At 35.7% G+C, this 25,880-nt stretch carries 27 protein-coding genes; 19 read left to right on the top strand and 8 right to left on the bottom strand.

The annotated features are described in order from the left end of the window. Positions 1–3 precede the first annotated feature (3 nt). The gene (locus C0Z22_RS01730; RefSeq protein ID WP_103216606.1) at positions 4–534 is read left to right on the top strand and encodes an NUDIX hydrolase; all 531 of its coding nucleotides are present in this window, start codon (positions 4–6) and stop codon (positions 532–534) included. Here C0Z22_RS01730 and C0Z22_RS01735 read toward each other — a convergent pair. Both C0Z22_RS01735 and C0Z22_RS01740 read right to left on the bottom strand, forming a co-directional pair. Continuing rightward, positions 531–1,052, bottom strand: a complete 522-nt coding sequence (locus tag C0Z22_RS01735) for an NYN domain-containing protein (RefSeq protein ID WP_103216607.1) — start codon at positions 1,050–1,052, stop codon at positions 531–533. The genes C0Z22_RS01730 and C0Z22_RS01735 overlap by 4 nt on opposite strands. Next, the gene (locus C0Z22_RS01740) at positions 1,036–4,992 is read right to left on the bottom strand and encodes a hypothetical protein (protein WP_103216608.1); all 3,957 of its coding nucleotides are present in this window, start codon (positions 4,990–4,992) and stop codon (positions 1,036–1,038) included. Before C0Z22_RS01740 ends, C0Z22_RS01735 begins: the two co-directional genes overlap by 17 nt. A gap of 203 nt (positions 4,993–5,195) precedes the next feature. Between C0Z22_RS01740 and C0Z22_RS01745 the strand changes: the two genes are divergently transcribed. Further along, positions 5,196–6,548, top strand: coding sequence for a hypothetical protein (locus C0Z22_RS01745; protein WP_146037754.1), 1,353 nt, complete (start codon positions 5,196–5,198; stop codon positions 6,546–6,548). A gap of 10 nt (positions 6,549–6,558) precedes the next feature. Here C0Z22_RS01745 and C0Z22_RS01750 read toward each other — a convergent pair whose 3' ends face one another. Both C0Z22_RS01750 and C0Z22_RS01755 read right to left on the bottom strand, forming a co-directional pair. Then, positions 6,559–8,322 carry an ABC transporter ATP-binding protein gene (locus tag C0Z22_RS01750; protein WP_103216610.1) on the bottom strand — a complete coding sequence of 588 codons (1,764 nt, stop codon included), beginning with the start codon at positions 8,320–8,322 and terminating at the stop codon, positions 6,559–6,561. A 154-nt stretch (positions 8,323–8,476) separates the two neighbouring features. Beyond that, on the bottom strand, positions 8,477–8,848 hold the full coding sequence (locus tag C0Z22_RS01755; protein WP_103216611.1) for a hypothetical protein: 372 nt from the start codon (positions 8,846–8,848) through the stop codon (positions 8,477–8,479). A 103-nt stretch (positions 8,849–8,951) separates the two neighbouring features. Here C0Z22_RS01755 and C0Z22_RS01760 point away from each other — a divergent pair, with 103 nt between their 5' ends. After that, positions 8,952–9,578 carry a helix-turn-helix domain-containing protein gene (locus C0Z22_RS01760; protein WP_103216612.1) on the top strand — a complete coding sequence of 209 codons (627 nt, stop codon included), beginning with the start codon at positions 8,952–8,954 and terminating at the stop codon, positions 9,576–9,578. Positions 9,579–9,609: 31 nt separating this feature from the next. Next, positions 9,610–10,215 (top strand): helix-turn-helix domain-containing protein, encoded by a 606-nt coding sequence (locus C0Z22_RS01765; protein ID WP_103216613.1) that lies wholly within the window; start codon positions 9,610–9,612, stop codon positions 10,213–10,215. A 3-nt stretch (positions 10,216–10,218) separates the two neighbouring features. Here C0Z22_RS01765 and C0Z22_RS01770 read toward each other — a convergent pair whose 3' ends face one another. Continuing rightward, complete coding sequence (locus tag C0Z22_RS01770; protein WP_103216614.1) at positions 10,219–11,046, bottom strand: Fpg/Nei family DNA glycosylase; 828 nt, start codon at positions 11,044–11,046, stop codon at positions 10,219–10,221. A 247-nt stretch (positions 11,047–11,293) separates the two neighbouring features. Here C0Z22_RS01770 and C0Z22_RS01775 point away from each other — a divergent pair, with 247 nt between their 5' ends. The 8 genes from C0Z22_RS01775 to C0Z22_RS01805 all read left to right on the top strand — a co-directional run bounded on the left by C0Z22_RS01775 (position 11,294) and on the right by C0Z22_RS01805 (position 18,741). Beyond that, positions 11,294–13,411 carry an AAA family ATPase gene (locus tag C0Z22_RS01775; RefSeq protein ID WP_103216615.1) on the top strand — a complete coding sequence of 706 codons (2,118 nt, stop codon included), beginning with the start codon at positions 11,294–11,296 and terminating at the stop codon, positions 13,409–13,411. A gap of 14 nt (positions 13,412–13,425) precedes the next feature. After that, positions 13,426–15,522 (top strand): UvrD-helicase domain-containing protein, encoded by a 2,097-nt coding sequence (locus C0Z22_RS01780; protein WP_103216616.1) that lies wholly within the window; start codon positions 13,426–13,428, stop codon positions 15,520–15,522. A 72-nt stretch (positions 15,523–15,594) separates the two neighbouring features. After that, complete coding sequence (locus C0Z22_RS01785) at positions 15,595–15,789, top strand: hypothetical protein (RefSeq protein ID WP_103216617.1); 195 nt, start codon at positions 15,595–15,597, stop codon at positions 15,787–15,789. A 296-nt stretch (positions 15,790–16,085) separates the two neighbouring features. Next, positions 16,086–16,979, top strand: coding sequence for a hypothetical protein (locus tag C0Z22_RS01790; protein WP_103216618.1), 894 nt, complete (start codon positions 16,086–16,088; stop codon positions 16,977–16,979). Beyond that, complete coding sequence (locus C0Z22_RS01795) at positions 16,976–17,581, top strand: DUF2441 domain-containing protein (RefSeq protein ID WP_103216619.1); 606 nt, start codon at positions 16,976–16,978, stop codon at positions 17,579–17,581. The genes C0Z22_RS01790 and C0Z22_RS01795 overlap by 4 nt, the downstream gene beginning before the upstream one ends. Positions 17,582–17,721: 140 nt before the next feature. After that, complete coding sequence (locus C0Z22_RS01800) at positions 17,722–18,144, top strand: HIT family protein (RefSeq protein WP_103216620.1); 423 nt, start codon at positions 17,722–17,724, stop codon at positions 18,142–18,144. Between the two features lie 148 nt (positions 18,145–18,292). Further along, positions 18,293–18,433 (top strand): hypothetical protein, encoded by a 141-nt coding sequence (locus C0Z22_RS15955; protein ID WP_158246769.1) that lies wholly within the window; start codon positions 18,293–18,295, stop codon positions 18,431–18,433. A gap of 8 nt (positions 18,434–18,441) precedes the next feature. After that, positions 18,442–18,741, top strand: a complete 300-nt coding sequence (locus C0Z22_RS01805; protein ID WP_103216621.1) for a hypothetical protein — start codon at positions 18,442–18,444, stop codon at positions 18,739–18,741. A gap of 125 nt (positions 18,742–18,866) precedes the next feature. On the opposite strand, the gene C0Z22_RS01810 is transcribed toward C0Z22_RS01805, so the two are convergent. Both C0Z22_RS01810 and C0Z22_RS01815 read right to left on the bottom strand, forming a co-directional pair. After that, a complete protein-coding gene (locus tag C0Z22_RS01810; RefSeq protein WP_103216622.1) occupies positions 18,867–19,832 on the bottom strand; it encodes a tRNA-dihydrouridine synthase family protein in 966 nt (321 codons plus the stop codon). A gap of 23 nt (positions 19,833–19,855) precedes the next feature. Next, complete coding sequence (locus tag C0Z22_RS01815; RefSeq protein ID WP_103216623.1) at positions 19,856–20,848, bottom strand: hypothetical protein; 993 nt, start codon at positions 20,846–20,848, stop codon at positions 19,856–19,858. A gap of 197 nt (positions 20,849–21,045) precedes the next feature. Here C0Z22_RS01815 and C0Z22_RS01820 point away from each other — a divergent pair, with 197 nt between their 5' ends. The 3 genes from C0Z22_RS01820 (at position 21,046) to C0Z22_RS01830 (ending at position 23,207) form a co-directional block, all read left to right on the top strand. Further along, positions 21,046–21,345, top strand: a complete 300-nt coding sequence (locus tag C0Z22_RS01820) for a hypothetical protein (RefSeq protein WP_103216624.1) — start codon at positions 21,046–21,048, stop codon at positions 21,343–21,345. A 52-nt stretch (positions 21,346–21,397) separates the two neighbouring features. Beyond that, complete coding sequence (locus C0Z22_RS01825; RefSeq protein ID WP_103216625.1) at positions 21,398–22,366, top strand: cupin domain-containing protein; 969 nt, start codon at positions 21,398–21,400, stop codon at positions 22,364–22,366. Positions 22,367–22,457: 91 nt separating this feature from the next. Beyond that, on the top strand, positions 22,458–23,207 hold the full coding sequence (locus tag C0Z22_RS01830) for a type 1 glutamine amidotransferase domain-containing protein (RefSeq protein WP_199177503.1): 750 nt from the start codon (positions 22,458–22,460) through the stop codon (positions 23,205–23,207). Between the two features lie 16 nt (positions 23,208–23,223). Here the strand turns inward: C0Z22_RS01830 and C0Z22_RS01835 are convergent, their stop codons facing one another. Next, a complete protein-coding gene (locus tag C0Z22_RS01835; protein ID WP_103216626.1) occupies positions 23,224–23,517 on the bottom strand; it encodes a hypothetical protein in 294 nt (97 codons plus the stop codon). A 202-nt stretch (positions 23,518–23,719) separates the two neighbouring features. On the opposite strand from C0Z22_RS01835, the gene C0Z22_RS16400 reads away from it, so the two are divergent. The 4 genes from C0Z22_RS16400 (at position 23,720) to C0Z22_RS01850 (ending at position 25,880) form a co-directional block, all read left to right on the top strand. Continuing rightward, positions 23,720–23,899: a MerR family DNA-binding transcriptional regulator gene (locus C0Z22_RS16400; protein WP_103216944.1), complete on the top strand. Its 180-nt coding sequence runs from the start codon at positions 23,720–23,722 to the stop codon at positions 23,897–23,899. 17 nt (positions 23,900–23,916) lie between these two features. Then, the gene (locus C0Z22_RS15960) at positions 23,917–24,057 is read left to right on the top strand and encodes a hypothetical protein (RefSeq protein ID WP_158246770.1); all 141 of its coding nucleotides are present in this window, start codon (positions 23,917–23,919) and stop codon (positions 24,055–24,057) included. An 83-nt stretch (positions 24,058–24,140) separates the two neighbouring features. After that, the gene (locus tag C0Z22_RS01845) at positions 24,141–24,890 is read left to right on the top strand and encodes an ABC transporter substrate-binding protein (RefSeq protein WP_103216627.1); all 750 of its coding nucleotides are present in this window, start codon (positions 24,141–24,143) and stop codon (positions 24,888–24,890) included. Positions 24,891–24,959: 69 nt separating this feature from the next. Beyond that, on the top strand, positions 24,960–25,880 hold the full coding sequence (locus C0Z22_RS01850; RefSeq protein WP_103216628.1) for a glutaminase: 921 nt from the start codon (positions 24,960–24,962) through the stop codon (positions 25,878–25,880).

Genomic DNA, 25,880 nt, shown 5'->3' on the forward strand with positions numbered 1-25,880 from the left:
GTAATGGAAAAATGGATTATTAAAGAGAGAAAGAACGTTTACCGCGGAAATATCTTTTTGTATGAAACCATTGTTGCCAATCATCCTACAAAACCAATTGGTGCAGGCCCTTATGATATTATCCGTCTTGCTGATTGGGTAAATATTGTTGCCATTACCGAAGACAATAAAGTCGTTCTTGTTAAGCAGTATCGCTTTGGAAAAGATGTAATCACAATCGAGACTCCTGCCGGTGCAGTTGAGCGCGGAGAAGATCCTCTTGCTGCAGCTAAAAGAGAGCTAGAAGAAGAGACTGGCTATATTAGTGACGAGTGGGAAAGCCTAGGGCCTGTAAGTGTTAACCCTGCCTTTATGAGCAATACTGCTCACTTTTATCTCGCAAAGAATTGTCGCCCAGATGGGAAGCAAAATTTTGATGAAGATGAAGATATCGAGCTAGAACTTGTTGCTGTAAATGATCTAAAAGATAAACTACAGGAAATAGATCACTCTCTTTCGGAGCTTTGTCTAAGTCGATACCTACTTAAGTCTTAGTTTCTTTTGTTCTTGCTATACTTCTTAGGTCTTGTTTGTCTTGTTTGGCCTTGAAGTTCAAACCAATCACTTTCATCAATTTCGTGATAATAGTCTGCTTCTTCAACAAGCAGGCTCGAAGTCGTCTCAGGGATTGAGGCGATTTCAACACGGACACCTTCTGCTCTTAAGTGGCGAACTAATTCGATATAATCAGAATCACCTGAAAGGATAATAATCGTATCAACCTTCGAGGCAAGCTGTGTCGCTTTAATTGTCAGAGGGATATCGGCACTCTTATGACATGGAATTACTGATCCATAGTAGTGATTGTGCAGACGCTCAGTTAGTTTAGAAGAGATATTCTTTCCTTCTCTAAAATAGATGAGGCGATTTAGCCCTCGATTATCTAAGAGTTTTGGGATGAGCGTATCAAAATTAACCATGGTATTTGAGTTATTTGTTACGCTGTGAATACTTCTTTCGATATTGTTGCCATCGATTAGGATGGCAACAGTTTGATTAATGAAAATTTCCATAAAATGCTTCACTTCCGTTTGATTGAACGTAGTCAGCGTGACATTTCTTAATTTGTGCTTCGATCATTTCAATACTCATTCCTTTGAAAATCTCGTTTAGCTCATCTTCATCAACGTCAGATCTACCTAGAGCACAAGCAGCTAATTCTTCTTTAAACATAATAGAAGGATCTTCTGGCTTACGCTTGTCAACTAAGAATCTCAATAGCTCACTGATATCAAGACGCTTGGCCTCAAAATCATTGAAGTATTTCTTAAACCATACGTGAGTCCAAGCGATATTAACTACACCTGGGTCTTTATGGTACTTTAATAGGTAGAAAAATGCTGTACGTCCAAAGGTCTTTAATTTACCTTTTAGTTTAGCAATACTAATGATTGCGTTCTTATATGCATCCTTATAACCACGATCTAATTCACCGCGGTCTAGTTTATTATCTGCATTTCTATCAAAACGAATATAAGTCGATTCGATATTTAACATTGCGCCAATAACAAGTGTGAAGTCTTTCTTTCTCCACCAAATCTTATCAACATCTTCAACACTTCTTGAGAAGATCTCAACACCTTTGATAAATTCAACAACATGCTCTCTGCTGTTGTTCTTTACATACTCTTTCAGGCGAGGGAAGTACTTTGAAAGATTCAGCTCGCTCTCACCAAATAATTTATCAAAGAATTTTGTACGAATACACTTTGAGTCCATTACTGAGAAGCCTGCTTCATCAACTCTAGTGTCACACTCTTTCTTCTCATAAAGATTTTCTTCTAAAAGAGTCGTGATCTTAGCTGCAGTAAAGATAAGTTCGATAAACTCACTTACTTCATCTAGGTTAATGAATAGGTCACCACCAGAAGTTGCCTGGAAAAGATCCGATAGAAGAAGAATATTTTCACCAAAAGTTTTAAAGTCTTCAGTCCAAAGTCCCATTTCTTCAAGAGCGGCCTTAAGTCCAACTAGTGCGTTGTTAAGTTGGTTATCTGATAAACCTTTTGACTGTCTTGGAGGAGTTGTATCACCCTCTGTCTTATAACCCTCTAGCATGTGTGGAAGCACATTTCTAAAGAGCATGATCGAATTGAAACCAGTCTTGTTTCTTACGATATTCGCCTGATAAGTAGGGAATCCGTCTTTATTTCTAAAGTAGCGATAGTCACGAGCAACTTTAGTAAACTCTTCAATAAGAACAACATATGATTTCTTAGTGATGTACTTATACTCTGGAACTTCTCTCTCCGTTGGGTACTCACGACGATCAATATAAAGTGGCTTAGGCGAATTCATTCTCTCGTCAAAGAATTGGAAAGTTGAGTCTGAGAATAAAAGTGTCTCAAAAGCACTATCTGCAATATCTAGGATGCGATTAACAGCATCACTTGTAATCATTAGGTCAAAATTCTCACTTCCCGGAGGATCAAGCTCTGAACAAATCCACTTAGAACTACCTTGCTTATCGGCATCGTAAGCTGGGTTTGGTTTACATGGAATTGGATACATCAGCTCTGAGCGAGGGATTGGATCAAAAATACGCTGAGTAAAGTCGATTAGTGTACGCTTAAAATTTGAAACTTTAAGAAGTTCACTTTCATCCTTTGGATTATCCGACTTGCGATTAAGCTCTTTAATTAGCTCATCACCAAATGAAAGGATCTCTTTTGCTGTAAAGTAATTCTTCTTCTCTTCAATAGGGTGGAAGATTGAGCGAGTCTTACGTAGTAGCTCAAGAACTTTTGCAATATTTTGAACTGATTGAGTATCATCAGAGAAGTCCGTGAAGAAGGCATCATAAAGTACTTCTGCTAGTGATTCTGATTTCTCAGTTAAATAATAAAGATCATCACGATTTAGAATAAGGTTATTTCCACCTAGTACTAGACCTTTAAGTGCCATGGCCTCTGAGTAAAGCTTCCAGTTAAATGGTTCTTTAAACATTCCGCTTGATTCTTTAAGACGAGCAATAAGTGACTTGATAAGACCATCTTGGTTAACAAAGTCTTTATCCAGTAGGTAATTAGCTAGTTCCGTTTTAATCGAAAGGAATTGATTTACATATTCTTTTCTCGAGATAACTTTTCTCGCTGTCTTTGAGTCTTCGTCTTTAAACAGCTTAACATTCTCAATGTGCATATCAAGGAATGCTAGGTAGCGGTAAACGATTGCAACAACATTTACAGTTGATTTAAATTGCTTAAATGAAAGATAATCAACTTCTGGCGGAAGTCTTAGAATATTATCTTTATAGTTAAGAACAAGATTCTTAATGGCGATTCCCTTATCAAGGTCTTCTGGCTTACTAAAGAATTGTTCAATTAGCTTATTAATATCTGTAACAGTAATTACTTGGTCATTTTCAAGATCACTTAGAATAAGGTCTTGAACTGATCTAACTTGAGCTAAGAAAAAGTTGTTCTTTTCTAGTGGAGTCTTTTCTAGATATTCTTTCGCTAGAAACTTAAGGTCAAAGAATAGGGCCGCAAGTGGATCTGTCTTTGTCAAAAGTGTCATTAACTCTGGGAATAGGAGAGTTTCACGGCTACCACCAGTTGTTACTACTTTCAGTGCCATAAATGACTTAACAACATCTTCGATTAGGTCGATGTCATAAAGCTTGATTGTATCATTAGCGAACTTAAGAACATTCATCTCGTGGTCACGAGGGATTGAAATATCTTCGTCTAATAACTTCTTTGCATTCTCACTTAGGCGCCCAACTTCTGCACGGAATTGCTTTTTAATCTCAACTTTTCTATTGAAGTCTTTCTCTTCAATGTCTTTAACTAGATCATTTAAGACATTTACTGACTCAAAAGATCTAAGTGCAACGTTAACAACTCCAAGAGATAGCTCAACGTCAGCATAAGAGAAAACTTCTGGGTTTCCACGAATTAGATCTCTCTTTGCAAAACGAATAAGTGACTTAAGTTTAACGTTGGTATCTTTAGTCGTACCGAGAATTGTTGAAATAAAGTCATCATCTTCGTTAAAGAATTCATCAATGATATTGTTGATATCGGCAATCGTGATGATATTTTCTTCTTTTTGGTGCTCGTAAACATAGAGCTTAAGCTCTTCTAGGTTATTAGCAAGCTTGTTGAAGTATTCTGATCCATCTTCGAAGTATTCCTTTTTAAGGAAGAAGATATCGATTGTATTCTGTAGGAAAACTGGGAAGAAAGTAAAAAGTTGGGCAAACTCATCTGAGTCAACGTAGATACGTGAACCACCAAGAAATAGTTTCTTAGCAAATAGAAGAGAGTTTAGAAGTTCCTTACCAAGTTTGAAGTCTTTTAGGTCTCTTGTAATGTCGAGGATTAGACTTTGAATATCGATGGCCTGTGCAGGTCCAGGAATTTGTTGAAGGATTTCATTTAAGTTTGAAGAAAACGCATCGGCCTGTGCTCTTAAGATGGCAGAGGTCTTATAGTAATCTTCTTTTGATTTAACATCTTGTAGGTCTTTAACTGTTGCAACGATCTTAACAGCTGAACGGTTAAACTCTTTTAGGATTTGAAAGAAAGAATCAATCTTCGTGCGAGACATTTGTCCCGGAATATCTCTTTGTAAAAGAGTGTTTAATTTAAAAAGAAGATCAAGGCCTTCAATAATATCGTCAGCAGAACCTGCTGGGTTATCCATATACTTGCGAGCAAATTTCACGATATCTTCACGGAAGAAGAAACGATTATCTCTGGACTCAACATATTTGAATTTATTTAGTGTATCTTGAACGCAATTAAGGTCTTTTTCGATATTAACTTCGAATAATTTTTTGATACGATCCGTGTCGATTTTGCAACTAGTTGAAATTCCGTCATACTCGGCGATGTCTGCACCTTCGACAGGGTCATCGTTGACGAAACCACAAGACGAAACTAGTAGTGCTACCAGAAGGTAGGTAATGAAATCTCGTAATTTCAATAACTTATTGTGTTTAATCATAATTCCCTCACCCAAATTCTAGAAAATTTCTAGTTAAATGAAAAGGAATAACCGAATATTTTGAAATGTTTTTACGTAATGCGTTAAAAGTGTGCACAATTCCTAACACTATACTGTCAAAAGTGTTAACACCCAAGGTAATAGATACCAAATCCGAGTTAAAGACTTCTATTTACGAATCTTTTCTGATTTAATTAACTTTAATGAATAAATTCATCAAAAAAATTACATTACTATGCGTGTCGCTTTCTGGCCTTGCTGTCTACGCACAGCTAGATGGAAGTGTGTCATATGAGAAATTTCAACGATTAAATGACCCAGCTAAAAAGTCTGAGTATGACGATTGGGCCCAAATCGAAGGAAATTACGAGACAAGAGCGTGGAATGGTAAGGTTTATGGTGAATTTGCTGCTAGGGCCTATGTTACAAAAGAGCCTGCTTTCAACTTTTCAATGCCTGAAGCTTATATTGAGTTTAAAGATGAAGATAATCGTATCTCTCTTGGCCGCCAGCTTCTTAGATGGAATGAGAACGAAGATTACTGGCTACTTAGTACTCTAAATCCAAACCAAGGTTTCTACTTACTTTCTGAAAAGAAAGAAGGTCTAGTTGGTATTCAATACGATCGCAAATTTAATAAGAATTTAAATTTTTCAGTTTTCTTCTCATACTTCTTTGTTCCAGGAATGAATCCAGGGCTTGAAATTGAAGATGGGAATGTGTCGAGTAAGAGTGAGTGGGTAAGACTTCCACCAAAGTACACTGTGCTTGAAGGAAATGTTCTTCCTCTTTATTACACGATCGATATGCCTAATATCTATAATGATGTTGTAAAGAATAAGTCTCTTGGTTTTAGACTTTCTGGAACGAATGAGCAGAAGAGTTCTGAGCTTTCGGCCTTCTTTATCTATAAGCCACAAAATAGTCTTCAGATGAATGCTGATGCTCGCTTTGACCAAGATCGCGACGTTATTGCAGTTGATGCTTCACCGGTTGTTAACCACCATCTTTATTATGGGATTCAATATAAGCAGCAGTTAGGTGACGTGCAAATGGTTGCCGGTGTTGATATGAGTGATCCGACGGCGACTTTTGGAAACGACTTTAAGGTTGTTGACTTTAGCCGTGAAGAAAATAAGAAATTCGAATCTGAGTATTTCAATATTGAGCCTAACTACGAAAAAGAAAGTTACGCCTCTGTCTCATTTAACGTCAATCAAGGTTACTATATGTTTTCTTTAAACTATATCAACCTTCTGACAAATAATGAGCGTGGATCAGATGATTTCTTCTCTGATACTGCGAAATGGAGTAATGCTCTTGGTATGCGTGGGCGTTATTATTTTAATGACTTCATCAATGTGATGGGGGACTTAAAGTATGACTTTGATCGCGATGATATCATCCTAAAGGCTGAAGCGACTTATGCTTTTTGGCGTGGCGCTGCTAGTTTAAATTTAGGTGCCGAGCTGATTAAGTCGCCAAATAAGAATTCTTATTGGTCGGCTTACCGAGCTAACGACACCATCTATTCGTCTTTAAAATTTGCTTTCTAAAATTTGCTTTCTAAGCAGTTCCTGTCTGAACACTCCATAGTGCTTTATAAAGACCTTCTTGAGCAATTAGTTCTTCGTGAGTTCCACGTTGTTCAATCTTTCCTTCATTTAAAACACAAATCTGATCCGCATGAATAATTGTTGAAAGCCTATGGGCAACCATGACAGTAGTGCGTCCTTTTGTGATCGTTTTAAGAGAGCGTTGAATGGCCGCTTCTGTTTCATTATCAATGGCACTTGTGGCCTCATCAAAAATGAAAAGTTTCGGATCCTTTAAGATGGCACGTGCAATGGCAATACGCTGTCTTTGACCACCTGAAAGTTTTTGGCCGCGCTCTCCAACGATTGTCTGATAGCCGTTAGGTAGAAGCTCGATAAAGTCATGTGCCTCTGCAAGTTTTGCGGCCCTCATGGCATCAACTTCAGATGCTCCTTGCGAGCCGTAGATGATATTTTCTAAGACAGTCCCATGAAAGAGGTAAGTTTCTTGTGAGACAAACCCAATGTGAGAGCGCAGTGAATTCTGCTTTAGCTCTCTAATATTGTGGCCATCAAAATTAACGGAACCAATTTGTGGATCATAAAAACGCTGAAGAAGTTTAAGCATTGTGGACTTTCCTGAGCCTGTTGGCCCAACAAGTGCAATAGTTTGTCCTTCTTCAATTTTAAGATTGATATCTTTAAGGCCAGTGTTGTCTTCTTCATCGTATTTAAAGTTAATACCACTAAATTCAACAGCTCCTTTAAATTCTTCAAGCTCTTTATCACCATCAGTTACTTTAACTTCTGTTTCAATTAGCTCCATCACTCGAGATGTTGAGGCCATTGATCTTTGGTAAAGATCAAAAGTTTCACCAAGTCTTGTTAGTGGCCAAAGTAGTCGTTGTACTAAGAAGATTAGAACAGAGTAAGAACCAACTTCTAGCTTACCATCAAGAACATCGATACCACCGATGATTAGAGTGAATAGGAACCCACAAAGAACGGCCATTCTAATGATTGGACTAAAAGAAGAAGAGACGCGAATGGCATCTTTATTGGCCTTAGCATATTGATTTGATTGCTTCTCTAAGCGGTCATATTCGAATCTTTGAGCAACGTATGACTTAATCGTCATCATCCCTGCAATATTATTTACAAGCATACTCGCAAGTAGTCCGGCTTCACTTCTAACATTTTGATAGCGAGGTTGTACCTTCTTTTGAAAGTAGAAACTTCCCCAAAGAATAAATGGGACAGGTGTTAATGATAGTAGGGCAATTTGCGGAGAAAGATAAAAGAAGATTCCACCGATAGAGACAACTGTTGTTAGGGTTTGAATAATATCATTGGCCCCAACATCTAAGAAGCGCTCTAGTTGGTTGATGTCGTCATTTAGAATTGTCGCTAAATTCCCAGAGTTATTATCTTGATAGAAAGAGATGTGTAAGTTTTGAAGATGATCGTAGGCTTCCATACGAAGATCGTGTTGAACTTCTTGGGCCAGCCCACGCCACCATAGTTTTAATAAGTATTCAAATAATGACTCCAGGGCCCAAATCACAAATGTGAGAAAACCTAGAATGTAGATTTGTTCGACTTTGTCTGTCACTCCCATGCCTGCAAGAAATGAGTCTTCTTGCTTGACGACTGTATCAACGGCAAGACCGATTAAAAGGGGAGGAGCAATGTCGAATACTTTATTTAAAACTGAAAAGAACGAGGCCGTATAAATTTGGCCGCGCTTATTTTTAAAATGATTGATTAGTTTTTGTAATGGGGATTGAGTTTCCATTTAGACCTCGTATGCGTGTACTTTTATGTGTATGCATTATGGCCTATTATTCTCAATTTGAAAAAAGTTCCTCAGGTGTACTCAGATTATATTGAATCGAAGTGCTTTTTAAGTACACCTGAGGGGAATTTAGTCACCTTTCCTAGTGACTCACTTAGATTACTAAACTGCTGGCAAATTCAAAATTTCCCTTTCGTTCCTTATCTTTAGAAGAAGCGTCCCTCGCTTCTACAATAGTGCTTGCCTCTTCTTGGGCAGCTTCTGCAAAGTAGTTATCAATAGTTTGCTCATAGTCTTTTAGTAGTACTTCTTTAAGTTCTTCCTTAGATACTTTTAGAACACTACATACAGTATTTAGTGAACGTAGTGGTACTGAGCAAAGCCCACGTTCAATATTACTTATAAATTGCCCGTTCTTATAACCTAGGCGGTACGACAATCCTTGTTGTGACACCTTAGGTGATAAAGAACGTCTTTTGACTCTAATTAATTCAGCGATGTTCTCAAACACTCTTCTTTCTTTCATCCATAACCTCCAGTTTTATTATTTACCAACTATTGTTATTGGTACAACATGATGATAATATGTTTAGGCAATATTATTTACTTACAAATACGTAAGGTTTACTATGTCAATAAAATTAAAGGCTTACACATCTAATCATAAGAAAATCTTTAGGGAGGCGGAAATCGAGGCCCTCTATGGTGCCAAGTTTGAGTATTTAGATGAATTACCATTTGATCTTCCACCTGGAGAAATCCTACTTTTAGACCTCGATGAGATCACTGATGAGTTCATTGATATGGCCCAATATACAAGAGTTAAGTTCGTGACGCTGGTTGATACGCTTAAGCAGCACAACTTAAATCGTTTGCTTCCAATTGGTGGAAATTTATTTGCTGTTAAGGGCACACCATTTGAAGACTTCATGGAAATTCTCACAAGTCGCATTCATCAAATGGAGATGTTTAAGATACTTCACCTAGTTAGTCATACCGATGTTGAATTATTTCGCTTTATCCTAAGGGCCGGTAATGGAGAGAAGTCTAAATTAAGTGAACTTATTTTTGGCTCCACTAGTGAAAGTACGATGGACGTAAATTTAAGTCGTTTAAGAAAGAAGCTGCGTGATCCAAATATCGGCGATGACTTCTTTCGTATTATCACAAAGAGCGGAAGACTCTATGTGGTCAGTCGTTTAACGAATTACGAAATACCAAAACATTTATTAGAAAAAATTAAGATTCCTACCTAGTCGTTTCAAGTAAAATTACTTAGAGGTAGAAATGAAAATTTTGGCATACACAAGTGATAAGAGAAAACTCTTTCATGCGGATGCTATTGAAGAAGCGTTCGGACTTACCATTGAATACTTAGATGTCCTACCTTCTCAAACAGGAGTTGGAGAACTTCTTATTATTGAACTCGATACAATTCCAGATGAGCTCATTGAAGAAATCAAATATACCACTCTGAAATTTGTCTATGTGATCGATGACTTTACTCAGCCAAACCTTAATCGCTTTCTACCGCTTGGAGGAAACCTGTGTGTGCTAAAGAGCATGGAGGAGAAGGAGTTTATCGACGCCCTCTATGGCCGCTTTCACTTAATGGAAATTTACAAACTCTTTCACATCATAAGCCGAACTGACATGGAACTCTTTCGTCTCATCAATCGCGCGGGTAACGGAGAAAAGGGAAAGCTTACAGATATTCTCTTTGGTTCAACTAGTGAGAACACAATGGATGTGAGTTTAAGTCGTCTTAGAAAAAAACTTCGCGACCCTGAAATAGGAAATGACTTCTTTCGTATCATCACAAAGAAGGGAAGACTCTATTTAGTAAATCAATTAAATCACTATAAGATTGAAGATTATCTAATTGTGGAGTAAGTCTTATTTCTGACAGTGAGGACAGTAGTAAGTCCCACGTTGAGCAAGTGTGATCTTCTTAACTTCTGTCTCTTTACAAAGTCCACAAATCTTTTGATAGAACACCACAAGATTTTTTACACCTTCTCCTTTTTCACCAAAGGCATCTTGATAGCCACCAGAGAAAGTCGTGCCACCAGTACTAATAGAATCATCTAAAACAATTTTTACGGCCATAAAAACTTTTTCAAGCTCAAGCTTTGTAAGTGTCTTCATACGACGAGTCGGGCGAACTCCCGCACGTGCGCATATTTCGCTGGCCATGTAATTTCCCACACCAGAAAAAAAGTTCTGCTCTAAAAGAAACGGCTTTAAAACTTTATTAGGCCTTTCTTTTTTAAGCATCAAAAGATACTCAAGTGTGAACTCTGCTTTAGAAACATCAGGTCCTAAGCGCGTAAGCCAAGTCGCTTCATTTGGTGGAGAGTAGAGGTGAAAAACACCGAAGCGTCTTGGGTCGATGTAGCCCAAGTGTAGCGGGCCCTTTGCATTTGTTCCTATGAGTTTTATATGCGTGTGCTTTTCTGTAATTTCTTGCGTGGCAATTCGCCACGATCCCGACATCCCTAAACCTGAAATTGCACGCCATTCATTTCCGTCTTGATCAGTGAAAAAAAAGCGCAGAACTTTTCCTTGGCGCTCCACACGCTCAAGAGTCATGCCTTTTGGATTGAAGTCCTTATCTTTCACAATCGAATCACTCACGTCCGAGTATGCGACGTCTTCGATCTCCATTGGGAGAACGTGGGAGAGTTGTGATTTGATGGTTTCGACTTCTGGTAATTCTGGCACTTTGAGAATCCTCTTTTGTGTGAGGAGTAGCTTAACATTTTCGAAATTTATTTTGAATTTTTTTTGACTTTAAAATCTTGAGGTCCAGTTTAGGTTGGAATTGTAAGGTGTTCATTTTGTTATTGGCGTGGTTTGAGATGGTGTGTATGTGGTTGGAATTGTTGGGGTTCTAGTGGTGTACGGGGGTTAAGTTTTGGGTGGGGAATGGCGATGGGGGGGAGAGGTATGAGTTTAAATAGAAGGTTTTATGTATCTAAAAGGTTTTACTGTTTACAATTTTCGTAAATTTTATAAAGAAGGAAATACTGTACGCCTTGTCTCTCCTAATTCTGAAAAGAACAATAGAGTTTCGTCATCTTCAACTTTAATTGTTGGTAAAAATAATTCAGGTAAGACAACGATTACAAAGGCATTGTCACGCATAACTTCCAAATATGGAATAGATTTAAAAGGTAATGATTTCAATTTATTTTATATAAATGATTTACTTAAAGAATATAGATCTCAAAAATCAATAAAAAATTTGCCATATGTAGAATTCAAATTTGAAATAGGAGTCACACCTGAGGACTTTGTTCATAATATTAAAAATTTTATAGTAGTTGAAAAAGACAAAGTTAAGAAAAAAAAGAGAGACCAAGATGTCACTCTTAATATCATTTTGAAGTTAGTTATTGAAGAAGAAGAAGAGTTTAGGAATAAGTTAGGAAATATCTTTGGTAAATTTGAAGGTCACAATAATCGTATTTTAGAAAAAACATTAGAATTAATTGATAATACAAAATTTAAACCACTTTACTTTGATGAAACAGGTCAAACTATAGACGACAAGGGTTTTAAAATATCAAATTTGATTGAAGTAAAAGAAATTCCTGCAAATAGTAACTTAAAAGAGAACAGTTTATCATCAATTTTTAATAAAATTATAAGAGCGAGATATTTAGATGAAGAAAACTTAAAGCAGTTTGAAGACTTAAATGATGAAATCGATTCTATTAATCAAAAAGTAACATCAAAAATAGTAAATGATCAGAGTTCTACAGTTAATACTGTTTTGGATGAGATAGAATCTGTTAATCATTTAAGAGTTAATCTAAGTTCTGACTTAGATTTTGAAAAGTTAACAAAGAATTTAATACGCTACGAATATTCAGAAGGAGAGATGTTCATACCTGAAGGACAGTTTGGGTTAGGTTATACTAGCTTGATAAACATAATTGCAGAAATTATTGACTATGTTTACAAGGTGCCTTCTAGTGACGTTAATAGTAAGATAAATCTAATATGTATTGAAGAGCCCGAGGCATTTATGCACCCTCAAATGCAAGAATTGTTTATTATGCATATTGATAGTGCCGTTAGAAAATTACTGGAAAGCACTAAGAAAAGTCTTAATAGTCAGCTGGTAATCACTACACATTCAGCACATGTTTTGAATAGTAAAATACATACTAGTAATTCGTTTGATAATATAAATTACATATCGCTTTTGGGACGAGAGTCTGTAATTGTTCCTCTTAATGACGAAATTCTTCTTAATTCGAATTCAAAAAAGAAATCAAAGAAAAAGTCAAAGAAAAAGAAAGTGACTAGGAAGCATGAAGCAAGTGTAGAAGCTTTAATAAAAAAGAAAAAAGACGATCTTAATTTTCTAAAAAAACATATAAAATTTAAAGTTTCAGAGTTCTTTTTTGCGGATGCCGTTATTTTTGTTGAAGGTGTTACAGAAGAAACTCTTTTATCATATTATATAAGTCAGAACAGTGAACTTAATAAATATTACATTACAATATTAAATATCAATGGTGCGCATGGCTTAGTGTATCATGCTCTAATTAAATTGTTAAAAGTACCATGTCTAATAATAACTGATTTAGATATAAAAGTAGGAGATGATGATTCACGAGAAGATACACTAGCACAGATCAACAGTTTAACAGGTTGTACTACGACCAATAAAACAATCCTAAAATACACTGAAAATGACTTGGATACATTAAAAAGCTATGTTGAAGATGAAAATTTGTATTGTGTATTTCAAAAAGACCCTGTTGAAGGGTATTACGCTACTAGTTTTGAGGAAGCATATATTTTAAAAAACTTTAAAAATAATATTCTTCAAAGCGCTTTGAAAAACATAAAACCTAAAATATATCAAGAAATAGTAGGTGGAAATAATGATGTTAGTTTATTAGCGCAAAGTTCTTATAAGCTACAGAATAAGCTCTCTAAAAGTAAATCCATATTTTCTAATGAAATATTATATTTAATTCTTGCATCAGAAAGCGAGGAATTACCCACTCTTCCAGATTATATACAAGATGGTTTAGATTGGTTGGCGTGTAAGTTGAAAAGTATGGTTTGATAAAGGGGTTTTTAATGTTAAGTGAAATTTCTGTCGAGAACAAAAATGAAGAATATGAAATTCAAAATCAAATTAATAGTTGTTTGAGAAAAACGAAAAGTTTTGTATTTAACGCAGGAGCTGGTGCTGGCAAAACTTTTGCATTGATAAGTGCAATTAAGTATTTAATAAATTCTAAACATGATTTCTTAAATTATCACTCTAGGAAAGTGATGTGTATTACTTATACCAATATTGCAGTTAAGGAAATTCTAGAGAGGCTTGGTAGTACTGAGATAGTTAAAGTTTCCACAATACATGAAAGTATGTGGCGTATTATAAAAGATTATCAAGAAGAACTTTTGATTGTTCATACAAAAAAAATTGAAAATGAACTAGAGAGTTTAAAATATACTTTGGACATTGATAATGATGAAGGTAACTCTCGTGTATTTTCAAAATATAGAAAGTTAGACAACTTGAATAAGGAGGAATTTAACGAGATCATCAAACAAAAAAAAGAGATATTTTATAATAATTATAGAAAAGATAGTGCTACGTTCAGGGCCTCATTTGATGATTCATTGAGAGAATTTAGGGACCTATTAAGCAATGTCTCCGATTTTAAGAAAATTGTTAAAATAATTTATAAAATTGATCAATATAACAATGCTTTGGAGTGTATTCGGAACAAAGAGGATGGGTATAAATATGTTAGATACGAGTCTAAATACAACTCAGATATTTTACATCGCATGATATTTAGTCATGACACATTATTAGAATATGCATACGAGGTAATAAGTAGTAATGATTTTATTAAGCAGGTTGTAGTTGATAGCTATCCATATTTTTTGGTTGATGAATATCAAGATACTGATCCTTGCGTTGTTAAAATAATATCGTGTCTAAATGACTTTTCAAATGAGAATAATAGAGACTTTGTTGCAGGCTACTTTGGTGATAATGCACAAAATATTTATGATAGTGGTGTAGGTGATGATTTACAATCTTTACATAAAGATCTTTTAAAAATAGACAAAGGATTTAATCGTCGTTCATGTCGAGAAGTGGTGAATTTAGTAAGTAATATTAGAAATGATGATTTAAAGCAGAGATCCATCTATAGTGACTCTGAAGGTGGCAGTATTGAGTTTTACTATTCAAAATGCATTAATAAAAAAGAGGTAACTTTTAATTTTATTAGAAAAGTCCAAGAAGAGTTGTACGGTACTTTAAATACACGTATTAATTGTCTTGTTCTCACAAATAAGCTTATTTCAGAATTAAGTGGGTTTGATAGGTTATATGCAATGTTTTCCAACACTGACTTTTATCGAAATGTTCGTTTCGATTCTTTAAATACAGAATTAATGAGTCGAGATTATGATAAATTAGGAAATGTTGTGAAAATTATTTATAACCTAGTTAATGTTAATTTATATTTTCGAAGTGCTAAAATATCTGTGTCTAAGATTTTTCCTAAAGACGTAATAGAGAAGGCCAGCTATAAAGAGATTTTAGATATGGTATCTGAAATTTCGAGTGTTAGCGGAGAAACTTTATATGAATATCTAGGAGATCTTTTTAACGTATTTAATATGAATTCAAACTCTACACATTACTCATGTTTTAAAAAATATATTTTTAATTCTGATATTTCTTCTGTAGAGGATCTATTAAGTTACTTTTTAGATGAGCTTTATCCAAGTTCAACGGAAAATGATGTAGAAGATAAAATGAGTAGAATAATAGAATTATTAAATATTGATTTAAAAGAATATTGTAATTGGTTTGATTTTATTACTGAGAATTCAAATGATAATATTCTCTTTCATACGTATCATGGGACGAAGGGGAGAGAATTTGATAATGTCATTTTAGTTATGCAAAATGATTTTGGTGTTAGACAAAGAAATGTTTTCTCTAATTATTTCCATAGTGTAATAAATGAAAAACACCTTGTTGATGAAAATGACTTAAAAAGAAATAATTCAATAAAGAATTTGTTTTATGTAGCATGTTCTCGTTCAATACTTAATTTAAGGGTTTTATATCTTGATGACATAGAGCCTTTTCGTGAGGGAATTGAGTCACTGTTTAGTACAATCTCTTATTTCGACGTAGAGTGATTTGTGGAGCCGAGAGTTTTTCTATTTGGGAATTAGTTAATAGCGTAAGTTTTATAAAATGAAGGAGTGTATATGGTGTATTGTGGTCATGAAACTATGATAGGTAGAAAAATTGTTGCTAGAGTTGAGCACGCGGGTAGTATTACTAAAGGAAGGACATATACGGTAATTGATGAACTCTGGAGAGGTGATAGTGACCTAGAAAGAGTTACAGTTAAGTCTGATGATAACCTCAATTATGACCTTTATGAAGGAGAGTTTTCATAAATATTTTATGTCATTTAGGGAAACTGTATAGAGGTGTTTTCGTTTACGCACAGTCAGCGAAAAGGCACCTAGCCACTTTTTAACTGATAAATAGAACAAGAGTATCCTGTTTTCAAGTCGCCGGAGTTGCGCTATTAATTAGAGTCTGGCCAGGAATGAAAACCCCTAACGTTCAATTTTATATATGTAAAGAAAGCGATTGCTGCTTTGCGTGATTTGGTTGCTTGTTGACTACAAAAAAGCGAATGGATTTTTTAGAAATTGCTCTTTTTTATCTATATGTGATAGAGGTCTGTATGGCAAAAAAAAGAAAGAAGCAAGCTAATAAAAGAAGATCCTCGAAAAAACTAGTTCCAAAGAAATTCTCTTTCTTTGTAAAAAATGTTGTTTCAATATCCATCTTTCTTTTAGGAGTTGCTGTAACTGCAGTGATTAATAAGTCTGTAGACAACTCATTTGTATCGAAAGAAGATGAAGAGATTAGAGATGAATTCTCTGCTATATTAGCTTCGGTCAGAGGTGAGCATGAAGAAAAGAAGAGTATGCTTATTATGCAGCAAATGCTGGATTTAAATAAGAAAGTCTCACGTTTGAATAGCTTAGTTAAGGATTTCGATCGTGGTCGTGAAGAAGCTGCAATTAAAATGAGCTTAATTCTAAGAGGTATCTTATTTGGTGATGGGATTAGAAGACCTCTAATTGAAGTTCTGAACATGAAAAATAAGATTCGTTATGTCGACTCATCTACAGACCCAGAGACACTCTCAGACAGAACGATATGGCGTTCTCCGTTTTTAGGGATAATGTATTTAGATATGAAGGGTGGTAGTACTGGATATATGAAGTATGTCGCAAAAATTGAGAAAGGTTTTATAAAAAGGAGAACAAACTTTCAAATATGGTCTCAAAAAACGATTTTAGATAATTATAAAGGTATATCTGCGAATAGGAAGGGGATTGTTTTAGCAGTAGCTTTGCTCGAAGGCTCTTTACCTAGTAAAACTTTTTTCCCGAAAAAGTATAAAGAGTTAGCATACTCTAATTTTACGGGATGGAGCATGGTAAATGCTGTTACGAAGTACCGAAAGGATATGACTGATAATAGAGCAGACTTTGTTGCTATTAGAGCTATTGCTGAAGAATTTATCTTGTCTTTTTACGAATATACTCAAAAGGTAGGGCCAGAATGAAACAGACCTTTTTACATCTTACTCAAGATTTAAATTTGAAAAAAGGTGATGTTATCGATACTACAGTATGGATGAGTTCAAATTATTATAATGGGAAATGGAATTTAGCGACAAAGCCGATACATATAGCTAGCTTTGGGGAAACTATTGTGAATGTATTTAAACGAATAATTTCAAACTCTCAATTTGAAAAACTAAAGCCATTCTTTGACTTGATTATAAGTCAAATTGCAGATGGTAAATCTAAAACATTACTTCTTAAAGAGTATTTATTTGAAAATACTAGAACGGAATCTTATTCAAACTTACCTAGTCGTTTAAAGTGTATTTTTATGTATGAGAACAATGTTGATGCTTTGGCAATTCATAGAACCTGGGGCTTCAAAGGTAATTTTAACTTGTTAAAACTAGAACTTGAAAATGGAGTTATCCACAAGGCGGATCCAAAAATACTCGATTGTGATTTAGCAACACCTGATGAATGGTTGAGGAAGCATTCTGTGGATTACTGGGATGGGAAAAGTTTGTCTGAGAACCCTGTATTCGAGATTTTGGGAGAAGGGAAGTTTAAAATTGTAGCAGCAGAAGAGGTTGTGATTTGAGGTTTTTAAGAGCTCTTCAACCTTGTTTTAACTTTCTTTAATATTATCTCCTCTCATGATTTGGCAACTAGATACTATATTTATACTTAAAGGTAAATAAGTTTCTTGTCTAGAAACTAGGTTAATCTATTGGAGTCGTAATGAATAATTGTATATTTTGTAAAATTCTAAAAGGTGAGGCTGATGCCAGCTTTGTTTACAAGAGTGACAAGGTCACGGCATTTATGGACCTCAATCCAATTAATAAAGGTCATGTACTGGTTATCCCTAATGAGCACCACGAGAGATTTTCTTACGTAAATAGTGATATGGTCGGAGAGATGTTTAAAGTAGCTCAAAATATACTCAAGGCCATAGAGAAGTCTGACATACCTTGCGAGGGAGCGAACCTTTTTCTTTCTGACGGAGAAATTGCTGGCCAAGAAGTTCCACACTCTCATCTTCACATAGCACCAAGGTTCAGAGGCGACGGACATCGAATGGGCTTTTCAAGCACTGATCCTGATGAGTCATCAAGAGACAAGTTAAATGAAACGGCTAAGTTAATAACAGATAAACTTTAAAACAGTTCTCGAGTAATTCTCATTTTAAGTTCTAGGTGCTTTCCCTTAGAGGCCAATGAAGGATTGGGCAAGAGTGGTTATAGTCGAATTTGGGTAATGCTTTGATTTCAGAAACTTAGACAGTGCGAATCTATGATAAAATATCTTTATGAAAGACGGTGAGTTCAGATTTAGGCCCGAATCAAAAGATGAATTAAAAAAAGATATGATTGAATTAATTTTCAATCTTTGGGAGCTGTGGCTACTTGTTATAGTTCTAATTATTGTCTTTATCCGCTTTCTCATCTAGAGGAGTCTATGGAGTATAAGTATACACAAACGTTTATTGGAAAAATACATGCCGCTCTGGTTGCTCCGACAATTCCGCTGCTTATCATTTTATATTATCTAGAATACATTAAAGACAAGGAACCTAATCTTTGGGGACTCATAATTTCATTTATTGGCCTAGGACTTTTTCTAAAGGCCAAATTTTCAATAATAAAGAACAAAAAGCTTATCTCATTTGGTTGTGATCTTATGGACCAAAAGAACTCTTTATTTTACTTTGTTGGTTGGCTTCTAATGATTGCTGGGTACTTTTTATCTTGGAGTTAATTCAATAAATAGTTCAAGATGCTTTTTCTTTACCAAGTTTAACGAAAAGGTACCTGGAATGGATCAACGCCATTATCAAAAGCTCCTTTAAATAAGCTTTCAGTTACTTAGATGATCAAAACAAATTATTCCAAGAAGTCTGGATTAAGATCCTGCTCAAAGATCCACTCTACAACGTCGTTGTAGTGTTCGATTGACTTTGCCTTCTTCACTTTCTTATAAACTTTATGTTCGTTTTCAAAGATATCTTTGAAGTAAAGCCAATGGCCGCGCATCTTTTGTAGATAGTCTGATTTCGCATTATCCATCGAAAGATATTCATCACTCATTAGCTTATGCATTTCAATGAATTTTGCGAGATAAGTCTGTTCGTTAAATTTTGAGCCTTTGATTTGTGCCATGAGGGCAGGATTTGAAAGGCCCGCGCGTCCTACCATCCAGCGATTAATCTGCGGAAATCTTGCCTTATAAGTCTTGAAGTCTTCAACTGTATTGATGTCACCGTTATAGCAAGGAGGTGTATTTAAAAGAGGTAGGCACTCTTCAAAAGCATCAAGGTCAACACCGCCAACATAGATCTGTTTTCCGTAGCGAGCATGGATTGTGAAATCATTAATTTCTAATTTATTAATCATGGGAATGATCTCTTTAATTTCTGAGACATCCTCACGCCCAAGGCGAATCTTAACCGTAAATTCGATGGGACATTTTTCTTTAATTCCTGTTAAGAGCTTTTCTACTTTTTGAGGATGAAGAAGAAGTCCTGAGCCTTTTGTTCGATTGGCCACCATTGGATATGGGCAGCCCATATTCAAATTAACTTTCTTAACACCAAAGTCTTTATAGATATTGGCCACATAGAGGAATTGATCAATTTCCTTTGTAAGAATTTGGGCCGTTGTAGGAATGAGATTTTTTTCTGGAAGAACATCGTGGAGTTGACGTTCATTGAGTTCATTTGATTCTTTCGTCACGATATAGGGAGCGATGGCACTATCAGCGCCAGAAAAGGTCTGCTCCAAGGCATTGCGATAAACATAGTTGGTTACGCCGCGAATAGGGGCGAGGACCAGGTGATCATTAAAACTCATTTGTCTTTATTACTCTAAATTTATTATTTGTCATTCAAATGATTGATAATTTCAGGGTTAAGCATTTGATACGATCTTGAAATTGTCATATCACTTCCCACTGTGCTTCTATTTTTGTATCCGTATATCTCAGCACCATTACCTCCAACCTGAATGAGTGTACCGATATAATATGTTTGCTTGTATGGGTTTTCGATATCTTCCTCTGAAAGATCTGTATCGATTAGAAGAGCACCGCCACTTGCACCAGAAAATGAAACAGTTTCAAATGTAATACTTGAGATGTGATTAAACTCGTCTGATAAAGACCTATTAAGGTGGTTGTAAGTAATTTGGTCGTCGTAAGTTAAGACCTCTCCATTCTTTCCAAGGTAGTCATCAGTGCTATAACCGGCAGCGATAATTTTTGATTTCTCATTATAGAAAATCATATCACTTGGGTCGAAGGCCACTTCATTCTCATAAAGAGCAGGTGTAATCGTTGAAAATGGAATTTTGTACTTCATAGAAAGTAGAGCATTGTCATGGTCAAGGTTTAAGTCTTCTAGAGTAAGGTCTGCTGCGATTTTCTTTCCACTCTTTGTCGTCGTTATCCATGTGATATATTTGATATCATACTTTGACTTTGTCTTTGTATTTCCAAAGCAGTGTCCAGCGGAGCTAATTGTACGGCTAGATTGTCCCGGTTTGGCCGCAATTAATGTTCCCGAACAGCTCGCTCTATCTCCATTTGAAAAACGAATATCAATTCTTCCTACCGCATCTAAAATTTTTGGTGAGTTCTTATTCTTTTGCTTTCTACGATCGATCTTTTTAATTTTGCTTAGGTCTGTATTGATATCAAGATTGCCTCTCTTAATACGAAGGGCATTTGTCGCAACTTCAATAAGCTTAATATTTCCGATGATCTCAGCTGAAGGGTCGATGCTCTTCTTATTAAAATCGCAGTCACTTGCTAGTGTATTTAAAGTAAACACTGTCATTAAACTAATCAAATTTATAAGTGAAAGCTTCATATAAATCCCTTAATTATAGGTAGTTTAGCTATATATAGAGCAATTTGAATGCCAGAAATAGGGCTCCATTACCTCCTCTGGATATAGTGTTGCTACGATGGTAAGAAATAAAATAATCTTATTATATAATCACTTAATACTTATTTTTCTTATCCATAAGTTTTGATCATTATTAGATCAACAAAATGGAGGGAAGAATGAAATCTATCATTATCATGGCCTGTGCGGTCTTATCATTAAATACTTTTGCACAAGATATTTTCACAGCTAAGGGAAAGGCCCTGTACTTTCACACTCATTCACGAGTCACTAATATACTAGCAAGTAAGAATGCTGAGCTTGATGCATTTGAAATGGCGCTAAATTCTATCGTTGATATATGTGGAGGCGAGAATTTTAGACTACATGATGATGTTAAGTTTCATCATCGTATTGACTTCCAATCACCAAGTATTATGGCGACTGCTGAACAAAAGTTTTCTTGCATTAATTTCTAAAATTTTCAGTTTCGGTTATACTAAGAGAAATTAGTTTAACTAGGACTTAGATTTGGAAAGAGATTTGAAAGATGTGGGACACTTTGTTGATATTACAGAGATCAATGATGATCACTTTAATGAAGAATTAAAGGTTGGTGGAACAAATGCAAATATGTCAAAGCACTTTGATTTAAAAAGAGTAGCGGCACATTACTTTAAAATTCCTCCGGGGTATCGAACATCTGAGCCTCATGCAGAAAGCTTAGAAGAAGAATTTGTCTATGTGATCTCTGGCGAAATTGATCTTTGGTTAAATGGAAAGATTAAAAAAATGAGCAAAGGTGACTGCATCGGCTTTCCTGCGGGAACAGGTGTTGGTCACTGCTTTATCAATAATTATGATTCTCCTTGTGAGCTATTTGTTTCAGGGGATCGAACTAAACCTGATAACCAATACCACTTTCACTTAGATCCAAGTTTAAAAGCTGAGTGTGGTGATAAGTGGTGGGACGATATGCCCAAGCAAATTCTAGGGGGACATGACGGACTGCCTGGTATATTTGATGAGAGCTTAAGAGATGACTCTATTGAGGTCTATAATGGATTTGATAACCTAACGAATGATAGTTTTTCTTATCCAGGAGATACTGAAACGTTCTCAAATGGTGTTTGCTTAAGCCGAAAATTTGGGATGAAGAATATCGCAATTTGGCTTGAACGAATTCCTGTGGGGAAGAGGACGTCATGGCCTCATGCCCACTCTGTGGAAGAGGAGTTTGTCTTTGTTCTTGAAGGTGAGCCTCATGTCTACTTAGATGGCCAGGAAACTATTGTTAAACCATTTACTGGCATTGATTTTAAGGCCGGCTCAGGTGTTGCCCACACCCTTATTAATAAATCTAGCGACTACATCTACTATCTTTGTGCAGGGGAGTGTGAGCCTGACAATGACAAGATCTACTATCCTGAGCATCCTGCTCGTAATGAAGAAATGCGCCAGAAGGGTGAATTGTGGTTAGAAAAGGCTTTTCGTTCTTAAAAAAAAATCAACTTTTCAACCTATGTAAAGGAAATCAAAAAATGGCCACGCTATATTAACTCCATAATCAACAAACGATGAAGGAGAAAATATGCGTATGTTATTTAAAATTTCAGCTTTACTACTTACTCTTGGTCTAGGAACTAACACTCTGGCCAAAACAAATCAAAGGGTACTAATTGTCGTCACAAGCCACGATAAATTAGGTAATACTGGCAAGAAGACAGGTTTTTGGTTACCGGAATTAACGCATCCTTATTACGAATTAATTAAGGCCGGTATAAAAGTTGATATCGCCAGTCCACAAGGTGGAAGTGCTCCAATTGATATGAATAGTTTTGCCGAAAAGGATAGCTATAATGATCGCTTCTTAAAAGATGCGAGTCTTATGGCCAAGGTTATTCGCACAATTCCTCTCGCAAAGATTAATCCAAAAGATTATGCAGCTGTGATCTATAGTGGTGGCTCAGGTGCAATGTGGGACTTCGCCAATAATAAAGAAGTCAATCGCATCTCAAAAGAGCTTTATGAAATGGGTGGAGTTGTCTCAGCAATTTGTCATGGAACGGCCGCACTTTCAGATATCAAATTATCAAATGGAAAGTATCTTATAGATGGGAAGAAGTTCGCCGCTTTCACAAGAGAAGAAGAGGCTTTGATTGAGCAACTCGATATTATTCCTTTCTTATTAGAAGAGAAACTTTCTCAAAGAGGCGGAAAGCATATCTATGGTAAGGCCTGGAGTGAAAATGTTATCGTCGATGAAAGACTTGTGACGGGACAAAACCCCGCATCTGCCAAAGAGGCAACTCTAAAAGTGATTGAGCTGATAAAGAAGTAGGGGGCATTTCGACCCCCTAATTTAGTTTAATAGTCTCTCCATCTTCAGGAATGATAAATCTCTTACTTGCTTCTTTACCTAGTAATTCCTTTAATTCTCTTCGTGATAGGCGGCAATGATCAAGGGCATCCATATGGTTGGCAATAATTGATCCTGTGCTTATCTCGATTAATTTCTTTATGTCTTTTTTAGGAAGAAGTAGTGGAGAGCCAATATCAAATTGGGCAATACCTGTTGGCGCTACGATATAGTCAGGTTGTTCTTGTTTGATAAACTCGATAATTCGAGGTGTAAGAACAGTATCTCCCATAAGGTAGAGAGAAGGTTGATTTGGTAGTTTGATAAAATATCCAACTCCATGCTCAAGGAAAGGATAGAGAAAGCCTCTTACGTGTTGGGCCGGAATTTGGCGAATTGAACCATCAAAGAATTTATCTTCCTTTTCAAGTGGCCATGATCTGATTCCTTTTGACTCTAAGTATTTTGCATCTTTTTGAGTCGCAAATGTAGCAATATTTTATCTTCTTAAAAATTTTCTACCGGCACTATCAAGAGATACGATTCGCTATTATGAGAAGATCTCATTAATATCGCCTCCGCAAAGAGATATTAACGGTTATAAGATCTATACAAAGATTAACTTGAAAGAGATTCGTTTTATTTCTAGTGAAAAGAATTGGGCTTTACACTAAGTGAGATAAAACGTGGGATGGACTCTTTTATTAAAAAGGGGAGGCCTTGTGAAAATTTCAAAAAGAATCTTGAACAGAAGAAGGCCTTAATCAAAGATAGAATTAGTGAAGATAAGGCCAAGTTAAAGAAGATCGAAAAGTTTTTAAAACTAAATTAATCGATCTAACATACTGATATCTGGAAAAGGTGGCGCGTACCTTCTTGTCAATACTATTTGGTTAATATAGCCTTTGAATTGTTATGGTTAAGACAAAACACCTTCTAATACAATTTCTTATTCTCCTTGCATGGTCTAATTTGAGTATTGCAAGTGAGATTAAAACAATAGAGATCTCAACTCCTGAATGGAAAGATTTTACAAATAAGGATGGAAGTGGCCTCTACTTCGAAATTGTTAGGAAAGCTTATTCACTCTCAGATATCAAAGTTAACTATACCTTCGTTCCTTGGCCAAGAGCTGTTAAGTATGTGAATGAAAATCACAAAGATGCCATGCTTGGAGCATACAATACAGTCAAAGAGTCAATTTACCCTCAATATCCAATCGATGTTGAGTACACACTGGTCGTCTTCAAAAAAGGTACTTTAAAAGACTGGCAGGGCCAAAAGAGTTTAGCTGGTAAAAGAGTTTACTGGGTTCGTGGTTATGATTATCACAAATATTTAAAAACTAAGATGGATTGGAAAGAGCTTCAGGATACGGATAATGGTCTTAGGCTTTTAGAAAAGGGACGTATTGATTTCTTCATTGATTCTAAAAATACGATTATGCCGAAATTTAAGGCGCTAAAGCTAGACCCTTCCAAGTACGTAATGAAGCCTGTGATTACAAAGAACCTCTATGTTAGATACGCTCGCACAAAGAAGTCTGAAGAGCTAATTAAGATCTTCGATAAGAATATGGAAACTCTTCTAAAGTCAAAAGAGCTCGAAAAAATCTATCAAAAGTGGAATCATGAAATGCCTGATTTCTCAAATCTAAGTAAGTAGTAAGTAAGAGTTTCATAATATTAAAAATTAAAATTAAAAAAATAAGATTTTGAAGCTATATTACTAGTCATGGAAGAGAATTATACAGATATTTTAGAAAGGATTTATTCCGAGATTTCACCTATTATCGGAAAAGGTAAAGTTGCTGACTACATACCAGAGCTTGGAAAGATTGATCCTAATCAATTTGGAATGTCTATTTGTACTAATGATGGACACGAGTATATTATTGGGAATGCCCAAAAAGCGTTTTCTATTCAATCTATTTCTAAAGTTTTTTCTCTTGTTCTAGCTTATCAAAAACTAGACGCCAAACTTTGGTCACGTGTTGGCCTAGAACCATCTGGAAATCGTTTTGATTCTCTTGTTCTTCTTGAAAACGAAGAAGGAATTCCTCGCAATCCATTTATTAATGCCGGTGCAATCGTTGTTATCGACACACTTATTGATCTCTATAAAGATCCTGTAAATGAAGTTTTAAAATTTATTCGTGAGTTAAGTGGAAACGAAAATATCTTTATTAATGAATCTGTTAGAATGTCAGAGCTTGCTACTGCCAATCGAAACTATGCGCTAACGTACTTCATGAAAAGCTATGGCAATATCAATAATGAAGTATCGAAGGTAATTGATATTTATACAACGATTTGTTCCATTGAAATGTCATGCGTTGATCTGGCCAGATCGTTTAGGCTTTTTAGCTCAAATGGGCAAAACCCGTGGAATGGAAAAAAGATATTAACTAAGAGCCAAAATAAGAGAATGAATGCCATAATGATGACGTGTGGCCTTTACAACTCAGTCGGTGATTTTGCGTACCGAGTAGGGATACCTGCTAAGTCTGGAGTTGGAGGTGGAATTGTCGGCGTTATCCCAAATGAAATGTCTATCTCAACTTGGTCTCCTGCTTTAGATTCCACTGGTAACTCTCTGGCCGGTATCGAAGCTTTGGAATTATTTACAACTTATTCTGAGCAGTCGATCTACTAA

The organism is Halobacteriovorax sp. DA5 (genome assembly GCF_002903145.1).
In the GTDB taxonomy this organism is placed as follows: Bacteria; Bdellovibrionota; Bacteriovoracia; order Bacteriovoracales; family Bacteriovoracaceae; genus Halobacteriovorax_A.